Origin of the sequence: Halomonas sp. MES3-P3E, from assembly GCF_002836035.1 — a bacterium.
Classification (GTDB): domain Bacteria; phylum Pseudomonadota; class Gammaproteobacteria; order Pseudomonadales; family Halomonadaceae; genus Vreelandella; species Vreelandella arctica.
In genome coordinates, this window is the sequence record NZ_PJBT01000184.1 from 78069 (window position 1) to 90442 (window position 12374).

Below are 12374 nucleotides of genomic sequence, written 5' to 3' on the forward strand. Positions count from 1 at the left end.
TGCTATGACCCTACCTCCGCTTGGCGATTACCTTGCAACGCTGCGCGCAGTGACACCGTTAGTCCATTGCATGACCAATTATGTCGCCATGAACAGCACGGCCAACCTGTTGCTAGCCACGGGCGCGTCACCCGCAATGCTGCATGCTCCAGAGGAAGTGGCAGAGTTCACCGCTATTTCTGCCGGGCTGTCGATCAACATTGGTACCATCTCTGCCCACTGGGCGGACGCGATGTTGACCGCAGCGGCCACCGCCAGCCAGCACTCGATTCCCTGGGTATTAGATCCTGTCGCCGTTGGCGCGACCCGCTATCGACAATCGCTGTGCACGCGGTTACTCGCGTTAAAGCCTAGCGTGATTCGTGGCAATGCCTCTGAAATTCTGGCGCTTAATGGGTTAGCCAACCAAGGCCGCGGCGTGGACTCGACAGCTGCCGCCGACCAAGCCATAGACGCAGCGATAGCGCTAGCGCAAAAACATGGCTGCGTTGTCGCGATGACCGGTGAAAGCGACTGGGTGACGAATGGCACACAGCACTATCGTATTAACGGTGGCCACCCCTTAATGCCCCGTGTCACAACGTTAGGCTGCGGCCTTAGCGCACTGGTCACCGCCTTTGTTGCGGCCAACCGTGAAGCCCCGCTGGAAGCCACCGCCGCGGCGCTAGGCTGCTTTGCCGTCGCTGGCGAGCGGGCGGGCAGTACTGCTCAGGGCCCAGGCAGTTTCCAAGTCGCTCTGCTGGATGCGCTTTATCAACTTACCCCTGACGACCTCTCTGCTCATACTCAGTTGGAGTCACTCCATGCCGTATGATCTATCGCTTTATTTGGTGACCGACACTGCGCTTTGCGACGATTATGGCCTAGAGCAGACGGTTGAAGCAGCGGTAAGAGGTGGTGTGACCATCGTGCAGCTACGCGATAAGCATGCCAGCGATGAACAGATGGTTACTCAGGCCAAGCGGCTAAAAGCACTGCTGGCAGGCACCGGGGTGCCGCTCATCATTAACGACCGTTTACAGGTAGCGCTAGAGAGTCAGGCAGATGGCCTGCATGTCGGTCAGAGCGATGCCGCTGTTCAGGAAGCACGCCGAGCGCTAGGTGAACAGGCGATTATTGGCCTGTCGATCAATACCCTCGCTCAGCTCCAAGCGGCGCCCATGGCGTTAATTGATTACGTTGGCATTGGGCCCGTGTTTGCAACAGTGAGCAAACAGGACCACGCCCAGCCTATCGGCTTTGGCGGCTTGGCTTCGCTGGTCAAAGCGTGCCCACTGCCCAGCGTGGCGATTGGTGGGTTGAAAGCTGAGCATGCCATTAGTGTGCAGCGGGCGGGAGCGAACGGATTAGCGGTGATTTCAGCCATTTGCGGCCAACCCGATCCTTTCCAGGCGGCACGCGCCTTTCAGGTCGCTGCTGCGTCATGAACCAAATAGAGCATATCGTTGCTTTCGTGCGAGTCGCCGAGCTGGGTAGCTATACCCGGGCAGCTGAAGCACTCGATATTTCGCGTACCCGCGTGTCGCGTCAGGTCATGGCACTGGAGAAGGCACTCGGGGCGCGACTGATACAGCGCACTACGCGTCGCCTGCATCTCACGGAAGCAGGAGAGCGCTATTTAATGCGCGCCCAGGGTGTGCTGCAAGCGCTCGATGAAGCCGCTGCTGAAGTTGGCCAAGGTACCAGCGATGTGCGCGGCCGTTTACGCGTAAATGGGCCCATGAGTTTTGGTACCCGCTACTTAACGCCACTCGTCACCCAGTTTATGCTTACCCACCCGGCGCTTGACGTGCGCCTGGACCTTAATGACCGTCGCGTTGATCTACTTGAAGAGGGTTATGACGTGGCGATCCGTATCGGCAGCCTGCCCGACTCCAGCCTGGTGGCACGCCGCCTGACCCGCTGCCGTTTGCTGTTTTGTGCCTCCCCTGAGTATCTTGCCACCCACGGCGAACCCGTTAGCGTTAACGACCTTAATGAGCACCGCTGCCTGCGATATCGTAGTGGCCAGCAGAGCGCTGACTGGCAAATTGCTACGCAGTCTTTGACGGTTAATGGCCCACTGGAGAGCAATAATGGTGATGTACTGACCCAGGCTGCTGAAGCGGGCTTAGGCATCGCACAACAGCCCAGTTTTCTGGTCACGGAGAGTATTGTCAGCGGGCGGTTAGTGCCGATTTTAACCGACGAGCCCGCGGTGCGGCTCGACGTTCACGCGCTCTACCCTGCCCGGCGGTATCTGCCCGCCAAGGTGGAGCGCTTTATCGATCTGCTTACCGAGGCGTGGGGAGATCCACCTATTTGGGAACAGGCGATTGGATTGTCGCCTATTACGCAACAGTGATGTGCATAACGCGCTGATTATCTCACCCTGGCCTAGCTGTAAAGTAGCTCCATCAACCACACAGATGGAAGCTCCTCAAATGACGACTCAATCATCACTTACGGCCACTCCCTCTCTACAGCCTTATGCTATTACGCTTCTGCGCATCAGCCTCGGCGTTATGGCCCTCGCTCACGGTTTGCTCAAAGTGTTGGTATTTACCGTACCGGGTACGGTCGGCTATTTTGAGTCACTGGGTTTGCCGGGGGTCTTAGCCTACTTAACCATTGCTGCTGAAGTGGGCGGTGGGATAGCCCTTCTGCTCGGCGTATACACTCGCTGGGTAAGCCTAGCACTGGTACCGGTACTGCTGGGTGCCGCTTGGGTACACTTGGGTAACGGTTGGATGTTCTCGAATGCTGGTGGCGGTTGGGAATTCCCGGTGTTTTGGACGCTGGCCCTCATTACTCAAGCGGGTTTAGGAAGTGGTCACTGGGTGTTAAACCGTCGCTTCGCCTAACCTCATCACCGGCGCTTGCTCCACCGCAAGCGCCGGTACTACCGTGGAGATCTACCCATGTTACCTAGTCTATTTATTTCCCATGGTTCACCCATGCTGGCGCTGAATAAAACATCTGCCCATACGTTTCTGCGTGAACTTGGCAGTCAGCTCTCGCCTAAAGCGGTGGTAGTGGTTTCGGCGCACTGGGAGAGCAGCGAGCTACAGGTCAGTAGCAGCGCCAAACCGAAGACGATTCACGATTTTGGTGGCTTTCCGCAGGCGCTTTTTGATTTGCAATATGCCGCCCCTGGCGACCCTGAACTGGCTGAACGGCTGGCCGTGTTGTTGGGCGCCAAACCGGTAGAGCGCGGCTTCGACCATGGCGTTTGGGTGCCGCTCTCGCTAATGTTTCCAGACGCTAATGTACCTGTCGTTTCATTATCGCTGCCGGTGCGCTGGAGCAGTGCGCAGCTTGCGGCACTCGGTGAACAGTTATCGGTACTTCGGGATGAGGGCATTTTGGTTATCGGCTCGGGCAGCCTGACCCATAATCTATATGAACTGATGGCGCAAGATAGCCCAATGCCCGGTTGGGTAGATGAATTTGCGCGCTGGGTACACGATCACCTGATCGCCAATGACCGTGAGGCGTTGCTAAATTGGGAGAACGCCCCTAGCGCGCGGAAGAATCACCCCACGCCAGAGCACTTTCAACCCTTGCTGGTCGCGATGGGCGCTGGCGGTAACGCCACCCAGCTACACAACAGCGTGGAACACGGCGTACTGGCGATGGACGTTTACCAGTTCGCTTAAGCGTACTGCTAGGCAGTAGGGCGGCGTTTAAGGGTGGTGCGGCGGTCGTGATACGCGACCGCTAATCCGCTGCCCATAATCAGGGCGCTGCCCACCCAGACCCAGAGGTCGGGCATTTCCCCCCAAAACCACCAGCCGAGAAGCACTGCCCAAAGCATCGCCGTGTAATCAAACGGGGCGGCAATGGCGGCTGGGGCGTACCGAAACGCCAGGGTAATAAAGGCGGTCGCCGCAACGCCGAAGATTCCAGAAGTGAAAAAACCGACCCAGTGCCAGGGCTGGGGGGGTTGCCATACCCATGGCAGCGTTAAGCCGGTTACCACGAGTGGCACAAAAGTCATATAAAACAGCATTGCCCATAAGTGTTCACGGGCGCCGTAGCGACGTGCGGTAATCATCATCAACGCATAAAAGAGCGCCGCGGCGACCAGCACCAGCGCGCCTAGCTGGAAGGCATCACCGTTAGGGCGAACCACAATCAGCACACCCACAAACCCGACTAACGAGGCGATCAGTACCGGTGGGTCGATACGCTCTCCTAGCAAGGGCACCGACAGGAGGGTGACAAATAACGGTGCCACAAAGGCGATTGCCGTCGCTTCCGCCAGGGGCAACAGCGTTAATCCCCAGACGAAACAGACCATGGTGGCGGTATAGATCAAACCACGCAGCAAATGAACGCCTGGGCGTTTCGTCCGTAGTTTGCGTAAACCACCCGCAAAATGGGCAAGCAGCGCAATCATTGGTAGCGAGACTAAAGCACGGAAAAAAATAATCTGCAGCGGCGAATGTGTCTCGCCTAACCACTTGGAAACGGCGTCTCCCAGGGCGAGAAAAAGAACCCCCATACACATGCAGAGTATGCCCTTCAGTGAGGTGGTCACCGCTCTCTCCTTAGTTGTTGTTAGCCGGTAATCGCCAGCCAATTGCTTAAAAGCAAAAACCCCGCCCAATAACGAGTGGCGGGGTGATACGCACTTGGGTCAGCGCTTGAACCAACGCCAGCTTAACCAGCTTACAAGCTGGCGTTAACGACCATACAGTCCATCCCCTGGGAGTGCAGTTCGCGACACGCTTGACGGGCGCGCTGTTCATCCAACGCCATTAAGCGAGCGCGGTAAACCGGGTTCTGGCCCTCTACGGTGTCGATAGCCACACGACCACCTAAACTTTGCGCAATACGCTGAGCCGCCTGTTGCGCCAATTGACGAGCCTGGGCCTCCTGGCTAAAGGCGCCTACCTGAACTCCCCAGCCGCCGCCTGTTTCATTGACAGACGCAAGCTGACGTTCGCGCTCAATAAAGGCCTGCAAAGGGTCGGGCTGCGGCATCTCGCTTTCAGGCGTGGGGCGCTGAACGCTGGTTATATCGGCCAACTGTTCTTCAAGGTCCACGGCGGGCGTTGAAGCGGCAGTGTTCGCGGAGGGCGAAAGCGTAGTCGTTTCTACGACGGCCAATAGCGGCTGACGTGGTTCAGGTGTTGGTGGGGAAACCGGCTGAGCGGGAGGGGCAAAGGCCATAAACTCTTGTGAAAAGGTGGTGTCGGCCACCCAGCTACGTTGATCACGTAGTGAAGCTCGCAAGAAGCTGCGGTCCAGCAAATTGGCCATATGGGTATCACGCGACTGAGATGAAAAACCGCCCATCACCACTGCCACTAATCGCCGATTACCGCGCACTGCAGTGGTCGCCACATTAAAACCAGACGCTCTAATAAATCCAGTTTTCAGCCCATCAGCGCCAGGATAATCACGCACCAGACGGTTGTGGCTGGTATGCCGTGTGCCGCGGTAGGTAAATTCCTGGAGACCGAAGTAGTGGTAGTACTGAGGGAAATCCTGCATTACGCGTACTGAGAGCGTCAACATATCCCGTGCGGTGGTGACTTGGCCGTCATCAGGCAAGCCAGAAGCATTGCGGAAGGTGGTCGCGTGCATGCCGAGCTCGCGCGCCTTGGTGGTCATCATCTGTGCAAAACGCGCTTCGCTACCGCCTAGTGCTTCGGCAACCACCGCGGCAACATCATTAGCCGAGCGAACCGCTAGCGCACGTATGGCCGTGTCGACGGGGATAGAACTACCTGCAGCAAGCCAGAGCTTGACGGCTGGCTTTGCTGCTGCAAAACGGGAAACCGGCAAGGGCTGATCTAAACGCAACGTGCCCGCTTCCAGCGCTTCAAAGGTCAAATACAGGGTCATCATTTTGGTCAGCGAAGCAGGATAACGCTGATCGTCAATATTTTCAGCGTAAAGGACTTCGCCATTATCCAAATCCACCACAATGCCTGCATAGCGTGGATTGTCGGCGTGAGCATTGGAGACCATTGCCAGCATGAGCAGCAAAACCACACTCAATGACCATACCGCTGATGCACCGCCAACGGCGATCTGTTTTACCCTCGCATACATACCTGCCCCTTGCTTGTTATCAACGTACTGTGACTGATCCATGGCCTCACTACCATGCCATATTCAAGGTGCAACGCAAGGCTTTCCCTGCTCTGCACGGCCATGCTAGGTACTTTTAATAATAAGCTGAGTATATACGGAGTTAGGCTTAGAAAAAGAGAAGTTACATACGTATCAAAAGAAGATGAATATATGCCATAAAAAAACCGACCCACTGAGGGGTCGGTTTTCGATCGCTACTAAAAAAACCTAGCGCAGAAAATTACTCTTCTGCAGCGGCTTCTTCAACAACCGGACGGTCAACTAGCTCAACGAACGCCATAGGTGCGTTGTCGCCGGTGCGGAAACCGCACTTAAGAATACGGACGTAACCGCCCGGACGCTCGGCATAACGCGGACCTAGTTCGTTGAACAGTTTGCCGACGGCTTCTTTAGAGCGCGTGCGGGCAAATGCCAAACGACGGTTTGCAACGCTATCCTGCTTAGACAAGGTGATCAGCGGCTCGATAACGCGACGCAGCTCCTTGGCTTTAGGCAGGGTTGTCTTAATGACTTCATGCTCGACCAGCGAGACAGACATGTTCTTGAACATGGCCTGACGATGCGAGCTGGTGCGATTCAGATGACGACCACTCTTACGATGACGCATGGTTGTAATTCCTTACCAAACTGGGACTCAAGTCGACGCTCACGCGGAGGCTTTGTCGTCCTTCAGGCTTGCCGGAGGCCAATTTTCCAACCGCATGCCAAGGGACAAGCCGCGAGCCGCCAATACGTCTTTGATTTCATTCAAAGATTTCTTACCGAGATTCGGTGTCTTCAACAGCTCAACTTCTGTGCGCTGGATAAGATCACCGATGTAATAAATATTCTCGGCTTTTAGGCAGTTCGCGCTGCGAACGGTCAACTCAAGATCGTCTACGGGGCGCAATAGAATTGGATCAACATGATCCTCTTCCTCTTCGACTTCCTGTTCTTTATCAGCTTCCAGGTCGACGAAGGCGGCCAGCTGCTCTTGCAGGATGGTCGCACTGCGACGGATAGCCTCTTCCGGATCCAGGGTACCGTCGGTTTCCAGATCGATAATTAGCTTATCGAGATCGGTGCGCTGCTCAACACGAGCGGCTTCAACCGAGTAGGAAACACGGCGGACAGGGCTGAAGGTGGCATCCAGCTGCAGGCGGCCAATGGCACGGGTCTCTTCATCAGAGCCACGCGCGTCAGCCGGTTCGTAGCCACGACCCAGCGCTACCTTAAGCTGAATTTTCAGCTCGGCACCTTCATTGACATGAGCAATGATGTGGTCCGGGTTGACGATTTCGACGCTATGATCAAGCGCAATGTCGCCAGCGGTGACGACGGCTGGGCCCTGCTTGTTCAGCGTGAGCACCGCCTCATCGCGGCTGTGCATCTTGATCGCAACATCTTTCAAGTTCAGGAGGATTTCAATGACATCTTCCTGCACCCCTTCGAGCGCACTGTATTCATGCTCGACGCCAGCAATTTCAGCCTCTACCACGGCACAGCCGGGCATAGACGAAAGCAGAATGCGACGCAGTGCATTCCCCAGGGTGTGACCAAAGCCACGCTCGAACGGTTCGAGCACGATTTTGGCGTGATGTGCGCTGATTTCTTCGACCTTGATGTCGCGAGGACGTAGAAACTCTGTCACTGAACGCTGCATATGAACACCTTTCAGGCTGCCAAACGGATACTTGGTACTCGGTACGACCTGGCGCGGGCGTTACACCCGCACCAGGTTGACAAGAAACAGAAAACTGCTTACTTGGAGTACAGCTCGACGATCAGGTTTTCGTTGATGTCGGCAGACAGGTCACCGCGTTCAGGCAGAGCCTTGAAAGTGCCTTCCATCTTCTTGGCGTCGATTTCGATCCAAGCGATATCGCCACGGTTGGCCGCAATGGACAACGCGCTTTGAATACGTGCTTGGTTTTTCGCCTTTTCGCGAATGGAAACAACGTCACCCGGCTTCACTTGATAGGAAGCTACGTTAACGGTGCGGCCGTTCACGGAAATCGCCTTGTGGCTGACCAGCTGACGCGCTTCAGAGCGAGTCGAGCCGAAGCCCATGCGGTAGACGACATTATCCAGTCGGGATTCGAGCAACTGCAACAATACTTCACCAGTCGCGCCTTTCAGGCGAGCGGCTTCTTTGTAGTAGTTACGGAACTGTTTTTCGAGTACGCCATACATGCGACGTACTTTTTGCTTCTCGCGAAGCTGCAAGCCGTAGTCTGAAAGACGTTGACGACGCTGGCCGTGTACACCCGGGATTTGCTCGGATTTACACTTTTTCTCGAAGGGAGTCACACCACTCTTCAAAAAGAGGTCGGTGCCTTCACGACGAGACAGTTTGCACTTCGGTCCAATATAACGAGCCATGAATCTGTCTCCTTAAACGCGGCGTTTCTTCGGCGGACGGCAGCCATTATGGGGAATGGGCGTCGCGTCTACGATGCTTTGCACGCGGAAGCCGGCGGCATTCAGTGCACGCACGGCGGATTCACGACCGGGTCCTGGACCTTTAACCAGTACGTCTACGTTTTTCACACCATACTCGGCTGCAGCAGTTGCTGCACGTTCGCTTGCCACTTGAGCAGCGAACGGGGTGCTCTTGCGAGAACCACGAAAACCCGAACCACCGGCAGTCGCCCAAGAAAGAGCGTTGCCCTGGCGGTCTGTGATCGTCACGATCGTGTTGTTAAAAGAGGCATGGATATGCGCAATCGCGTCCACTACCTGCTTTTTAACCTTTTTACGGTTACTACGCGGGTTAGCCATGTTGATGTCTATTCCTGTCTTTACGCCAGAACGTGCGTGTTATTTGCGGATCGGCTTACGCGGGCCCTTACGGGTGCGCGCGTTAGTCTTAGTCCGCTGACCACGCAGCGGAAGACTACGACGATGACGCAGACCACGGTAGCAGCCTAAGTCCATGAGACGCTTAATGTTAAGCGTGACATCACGACGAAGGTCGCCTTCTACGGTGTACTTGCCAACTTCAGAACGCAGGGTGTCGACTTCTTCAGAAGACAGGTCCTGGATCTTGGCATTCATGGCAATACCGGCTGCTGCACAGATGTGCTCAGCACGGGTACGGCCAATCCCGAAGATATAGGTCAGCGAGATCGCCGCATGCTTGTTGTCCGGGATATTGACGCCTGCAATACGGGCCATCAGCTTACTCCGAAATTTGAGCGGCTTGCTCGTTTATTCATCTACAAAAGGCGCAACAGCATACCCCTTTTAGCGCCCTAAGGCAAGGGGTATGCTGGCACCGCTTAATACAACCCAGGGGGATTAACCCTGGCGTTGTTTGTGCCGTGGTTCGCTGCAGATGACGCGGACAGCGCCATTGCGACGAATGATCTTGCAGTTACGGCACATTTTCTTTACGGAAGCTCGAACTTTCATCGATCTTTCTCCAAAAACCGGCTCGCGGCACGCCCCCTCACTAACTTAATAGGGGTGGGCGGCGCCTCAGCGCATGATACCGCCGCTACCGTAGCCTTTCAGGTTGGACTTCTTCATCACTGAGTCATACTGATGCGACATGAGATGCGATTGCACCTGGGCCATGAAGTCCATGATGACCACGACTACGATTAACAACGAGGTACCGCCGAAGAAAAACGGCACGTTCCACGCCACAATCAAGAACTGGGGCATCAAGGAAACCGCAGTGATATACAAGGCACCGAACAGGGTCAGACGTGTCATGACCTTGTCGATATAGCGAGCGGTCTGCTCGCCGGGGCGAATGCCCGGCAGGAAAGCGCCTGACTTTTTAAGATTGTCAGCCACATCCTTGGGGTTGAAGACCAGCGCTGTGTAAAAGAAGCAGAAGAATACCACTGCCGCCGCGAAAAGCAAGATGTAAAGCGGTTGACCTGGGCCTAATGCCTGAGATGCACGCTGCAACCACTCCATACCTTCACCGGCACCTACCCACTGACCGATAGAGGCCGGGAAGAGCAGAATACTGGAGGCAAAAATCGCCGGAATAACGCCAGCCATGTTGACCTTCAAAGGCAGGTAGCTACTTTGCCCTGCATACATCTTATTGCCCACTTGACGCCGGGGGTAGTTCACCTTGAGGCGGCGTTGGCCACGCTCGATGAAAACCACGAAGGCGACAGTCGCAATACCTAACGCAGACAACGCTAACAGCGGCAGAACATTCCAGGCCCCTTCATTACGGGCAAGCTCGAAGGCTTGGCCCACGGCACTGGGTAGTCCAGCGACAATACCGGCAAAGATTAGCAGCGAAATACCGTTGCCAATGCCCTTCTCGGTAATCTGCTCACCTAGCCACATCATAAACACCGCGCCTGATACGAACGTAATCACGGCGGTGAAGTAGAAGCTAAAGTCAGCGCTGTACGCGATGCCTTGGCTAGCCAGGCCGACGGACATACCGGTTGCCTGGACAAATGCCAGTATCACCGTGCCGTAGCGGGTGTACTGGCTAATCTTGCGGCGGCCAGCCTCACCCTCTTTCTTGAGCTGCTCAAGATGAGGGGAGACCGCAGTCATGAGCTGCATGATAATCGACGCCGAAATATAGGGCATGATACCCAGGGCGAGGACACTCATGCGCTCCAGGGCGCCACCCGAGAACATGTTAAACATGCCTAGGATGGTTCCCTGTTGCTCCCTAAACAAGGCAGCAAGCTGGTCAGGATTGATACCGGGAACGGGAATGTGGGCACCAATACGGTACACCACGATGGCGAGGAGCACGAAGCGCAAACGCGCCCACAGTTCACTCAGACCGCTGCCCATCGCCGGCATTTTTCCTGACTTGGCCATTTAGTCCTCTACCTTGCCGCCAGCGGCTTCGATCGCTTCACGGGCACCTTTGGTGACCTTGATTCCGCGAACGGTAACCGCCGTTTTCAATTCGCCAGAAAGGATAATCTTCGCGTGTAGCGTAGCATCCTTCAGCACGTTGGCTTCTTTCAAAGATGCCATGGTGACTTCGCCACCGGCAACTTTAGCAAGCTCAGCCAGGCGTACTTCTTCAGAGACCAGCGACTTCGCAGACGTAAAGCCGAATTTCGGCAAACGACGCTGCAAAGGCATCTGACCGCCTTCGAAACCGGGCTTAACACTGCCGCCACTACGTGATTTCTGACCTTTGTGGCCACGGCCACCGGTCTTACCAAGACCGGAACCGATGCCACGACCCACACGCTTTGCAGCGTGTTTGGAGCCCGGAGCCGGGCTTAGGTTATTGAGTTTCATGGATTACTCTCCCTCAACGCGCACAAGGTAAGTTACCTTGTGGATCATGCCGCGTACGGCAGGGGTGTCTTCCAGTTCAACCGTATGACCGATGCGACGCAGGCCCAAGCCTTTCATAGTAGCCTTGTGCTTGGGCATAATGCCGATGGTGCTGCGGATCTGGGTAACCTTGATCGTTGCTGCCATGGTGCCTTACCCCGTGATCGCTTCGACAGACAGACCGCGCTTGGCGGCCACGTCTTCCGGTGCTTGCATGGAGGAGAGACCTTTAACAGTCGCTCGCACCACGTTAACCGGGTTGGTGGAACCGTAGCACTTGGCCAGTACGTCGTGGACACCGGCAAGCTCTAGTACAGAGCGCATGGCGCCACCGGCGATGATACCGGTACCTTCGGAAGCCGGCTGCATGTACACCTTGGAAGCACCGTGACGGGCTTTGACCGGGTACTGCAGCGTATGGCCAGCAAGGTTCACCTTGACCATGTTGCGACGAGCTTGATCCATCGCTTTCTGGATCGCGACAGGCACTTCACGTGCTTTGCCACGACCGAAACCGACACGACCTTTACCATCACCAACGACGGTCAGTGCGGTGAAGCCGAAAATACGACCACCCTTGACCACCTTGGCGACGCGGTTGACCTGCACTAACTTCTCTTGCAGATCACCGCTTTGCTGTTCGTTCTTCGCCATCGTAAAACCCTTTAGAATTCCAGGCCGCCTTCACGTGCGGCGTCGGCCAGCGCCTTGACGCGGCCGTGATACTTAAAGCCAGCACGGTCGAAGGCCACCTGGGTGATGCCTGCTTCTTTAGCGCGTTCAGCAATCAGAGCACCTACTTTAGAGGCCGCATCTGAGTTGCCGGTCGCACCCTCGCGCAGTGCTTTGTCCAGCGTAGAAGCACTGGCTAGCACTTTGCCACCATCCGGCGAGATAATCTGCGCATAGATGTGACGCGGGGTACGGTTGACGCACAGGCGATACACGCCCAGCTCGCGGATCTTCGCGCGAGCGCGGCGGGCACGACGGAGACGAGATTCTTTCTTCGCGTTCATAACCCT

At 55.9% G+C, this 12374-nt stretch carries 18 protein-coding genes; 5 read left to right on the plus strand and 13 right to left on the minus strand.

Features of this window, described 5'->3' with window-relative positions; all coding sequences use genetic code 11:
• Positions 1 to 4: 4 nt before the first annotated feature.
• The 5 genes from thiM (at position 5) to CXF87_RS14510 (ending at position 3638) form a co-directional block, all read left to right on the plus strand.
• Positions 5 to 814, plus strand: coding sequence for a hydroxyethylthiazole kinase (thiM, locus tag CXF87_RS14490; RefSeq protein WP_101147106.1), 810 nt, complete (start codon positions 5 to 7; stop codon positions 812 to 814).
• A complete protein-coding gene (gene thiE, locus CXF87_RS14495; protein WP_101147107.1) occupies positions 804 to 1427 on the plus strand; it encodes a thiamine phosphate synthase in 624 nt (207 codons plus the stop codon). Before thiM ends, thiE begins: the two co-directional genes overlap by 11 nt.
• Positions 1424 to 2344 (plus strand): LysR family transcriptional regulator, encoded by a 921-nt coding sequence (locus CXF87_RS14500; protein ID WP_101147108.1) that lies wholly within the window; start codon positions 1424 to 1426, stop codon positions 2342 to 2344. Before thiE ends, CXF87_RS14500 begins: the two co-directional genes overlap by 4 nt.
• A 64-nt stretch (positions 2345 to 2408) precedes the next feature.
• Complete coding sequence (locus CXF87_RS14505) at positions 2409 to 2843, plus strand: DoxX family protein (RefSeq protein ID WP_101147144.1); 435 nt, start codon at positions 2409 to 2411, stop codon at positions 2841 to 2843.
• A gap of 57 nt (positions 2844 to 2900) precedes the next feature.
• Positions 2901 to 3638 carry a DODA-type extradiol aromatic ring-opening family dioxygenase gene (locus CXF87_RS14510; RefSeq protein WP_101147109.1) on the plus strand — a complete coding sequence of 246 codons (738 nt, stop codon included), beginning with the start codon at positions 2901 to 2903 and terminating at the stop codon, positions 3636 to 3638.
• An 8-nt stretch (positions 3639 to 3646) separates the two neighbouring features.
• On the opposite strand, the gene CXF87_RS14515 is transcribed toward CXF87_RS14510, so the two are convergent.
• The 13 genes from CXF87_RS14515 to rplR all read right to left on the minus strand — a co-directional run bounded on the left by CXF87_RS14515 (position 3647) and on the right by rplR (position 12368).
• A complete protein-coding gene (locus CXF87_RS14515; protein ID WP_232774935.1) occupies positions 3647 to 4522 on the minus strand; it encodes a DMT family transporter in 876 nt (291 codons plus the stop codon).
• Between the two features lie 131 nt (positions 4523 to 4653).
• Entirely contained in the window at positions 4654 to 6045 is a 1392-nt protein-coding gene (locus CXF87_RS14520; RefSeq protein ID WP_101147146.1) for a D-alanyl-D-alanine carboxypeptidase, read from the minus strand.
• Between the two features lie 262 nt (positions 6046 to 6307).
• Positions 6308 to 6694 carry a 50S ribosomal protein L17 gene (rplQ, locus tag CXF87_RS14525; protein ID WP_008959150.1) on the minus strand — a complete coding sequence of 129 codons (387 nt, stop codon included), beginning with the start codon at positions 6692 to 6694 and terminating at the stop codon, positions 6308 to 6310.
• Positions 6695 to 6733: 39 nt separating this feature from the next.
• The gene (locus CXF87_RS14530) at positions 6734 to 7729 is read right to left on the minus strand and encodes a DNA-directed RNA polymerase subunit alpha (RefSeq protein WP_008959151.1); all 996 of its coding nucleotides are present in this window, start codon (positions 7727 to 7729) and stop codon (positions 6734 to 6736) included.
• 98 nt (positions 7730 to 7827) lie between these two features.
• Positions 7828 to 8448 (minus strand): 30S ribosomal protein S4, encoded by a 621-nt coding sequence (gene rpsD / locus CXF87_RS14535; RefSeq protein WP_008959152.1) that lies wholly within the window; start codon positions 8446 to 8448, stop codon positions 7828 to 7830.
• Between the two features lie 12 nt (positions 8449 to 8460).
• Entirely contained in the window at positions 8461 to 8847 is a 387-nt protein-coding gene (rpsK, locus tag CXF87_RS14540) for a 30S ribosomal protein S11 (protein ID WP_007111985.1), read from the minus strand.
• A 39-nt stretch (positions 8848 to 8886) separates the two neighbouring features.
• Entirely contained in the window at positions 8887 to 9243 is a 357-nt protein-coding gene (gene rpsM, locus CXF87_RS14545; protein ID WP_007111986.1) for a 30S ribosomal protein S13, read from the minus strand.
• Between the two features lie 123 nt (positions 9244 to 9366).
• Positions 9367 to 9480, minus strand: a complete 114-nt coding sequence (rpmJ, locus tag CXF87_RS14550) for a 50S ribosomal protein L36 (protein ID WP_008959154.1) — start codon at positions 9478 to 9480, stop codon at positions 9367 to 9369.
• 66 nt (positions 9481 to 9546) lie between these two features.
• Positions 9547 to 10878, minus strand: coding sequence for a preprotein translocase subunit SecY (secY, locus tag CXF87_RS14555; RefSeq protein ID WP_101147110.1), 1332 nt, complete (start codon positions 10876 to 10878; stop codon positions 9547 to 9549).
• The gene (gene rplO, locus CXF87_RS14560; protein ID WP_101147111.1) at positions 10879 to 11313 is read right to left on the minus strand and encodes a 50S ribosomal protein L15; all 435 of its coding nucleotides are present in this window, start codon (positions 11311 to 11313) and stop codon (positions 10879 to 10881) included.
• A 3-nt stretch (positions 11314 to 11316) separates the two neighbouring features.
• Positions 11317 to 11499, minus strand: coding sequence for a 50S ribosomal protein L30 (gene rpmD / locus CXF87_RS14565; RefSeq protein ID WP_008959157.1), 183 nt, complete (start codon positions 11497 to 11499; stop codon positions 11317 to 11319).
• A gap of 6 nt (positions 11500 to 11505) precedes the next feature.
• A complete protein-coding gene (gene rpsE / locus CXF87_RS14570) occupies positions 11506 to 12006 on the minus strand; it encodes a 30S ribosomal protein S5 (RefSeq protein WP_007111990.1) in 501 nt (166 codons plus the stop codon).
• Positions 12007 to 12017: 11 nt separating this feature from the next.
• The gene (rplR, locus tag CXF87_RS14575) at positions 12018 to 12368 is read right to left on the minus strand and encodes a 50S ribosomal protein L18 (RefSeq protein ID WP_008959159.1); all 351 of its coding nucleotides are present in this window, start codon (positions 12366 to 12368) and stop codon (positions 12018 to 12020) included.
• Between the last annotated feature and the right edge of the window lie 6 nt (positions 12369 to 12374).

Excerpts from the sequence above, each read along its gene's own strand:
- thiM (WP_101147106.1), top strand. The coding sequence starts at position 5 with ATGACCCTACCTCCGCTTGGCGATTACCTTGCAACGCTGCGCGCAGTG.
- thiE (WP_101147107.1), top strand. The coding sequence starts at position 804 with ATGCCGTATGATCTATCGCTTTATTTGGTGACCGACACTGCGCTTTGC.
- CXF87_RS14500 (WP_101147108.1), top strand. The coding sequence starts at position 1,424 with ATGAACCAAATAGAGCATATCGTTGCTTTCGTGCGAGTCGCCGAGCTG.
- CXF87_RS14505 (WP_101147144.1), top strand. The coding sequence starts at position 2,409 with ATGGAAGCTCCTCAAATGACGACTCAATCATCACTTACGGCCACTCCC.
- CXF87_RS14510 (WP_101147109.1), top strand. The coding sequence starts at position 2,901 with ATGTTACCTAGTCTATTTATTTCCCATGGTTCACCCATGCTGGCGCTG.
- CXF87_RS14520 (WP_101147146.1), bottom strand. The coding sequence starts at position 6,045 with ATGTATGCGAGGGTAAAACAGATCGCCGTTGGCGGTGCATCAGCGGTA.
- rplQ (WP_008959150.1), bottom strand. The coding sequence starts at position 6,694 with ATGCGTCATCGTAAGAGTGGTCGTCATCTGAATCGCACCAGCTCGCAT.
- CXF87_RS14530 (WP_008959151.1), bottom strand. The coding sequence starts at position 7,729 with ATGCAGCGTTCAGTGACAGAGTTTCTACGTCCTCGCGACATCAAGGTC.
- rpsD (WP_008959152.1), bottom strand. The coding sequence starts at position 8,448 with ATGGCTCGTTATATTGGACCGAAGTGCAAACTGTCTCGTCGTGAAGGC.
- rpsK (WP_007111985.1), bottom strand. The coding sequence starts at position 8,847 with ATGGCTAACCCGCGTAGTAACCGTAAAAAGGTTAAAAAGCAGGTAGTG.
- rpsM (WP_007111986.1), bottom strand. The coding sequence starts at position 9,243 with ATGGCCCGTATTGCAGGCGTCAATATCCCGGACAACAAGCATGCGGCG.
- rpmJ (WP_008959154.1), bottom strand. The coding sequence starts at position 9,480 with ATGAAAGTTCGAGCTTCCGTAAAGAAAATGTGCCGTAACTGCAAGATC.
- secY (WP_101147110.1), bottom strand. The coding sequence starts at position 10,878 with ATGGCCAAGTCAGGAAAAATGCCGGCGATGGGCAGCGGTCTGAGTGAA.
- rplO (WP_101147111.1), bottom strand. The coding sequence starts at position 11,313 with ATGAAACTCAATAACCTAAGCCCGGCTCCGGGCTCCAAACACGCTGCA.
- rpmD (WP_008959157.1), bottom strand. The coding sequence starts at position 11,499 with ATGGCAGCAACGATCAAGGTTACCCAGATCCGCAGCACCATCGGCATT.
- rpsE (WP_007111990.1), bottom strand. The coding sequence starts at position 12,006 with ATGGCGAAGAACGAACAGCAAAGCGGTGATCTGCAAGAGAAGTTAGTG.
- rplR (WP_008959159.1), bottom strand. The coding sequence starts at position 12,368 with ATGAACGCGAAGAAAGAATCTCGTCTCCGTCGTGCCCGCCGCGCTCGC.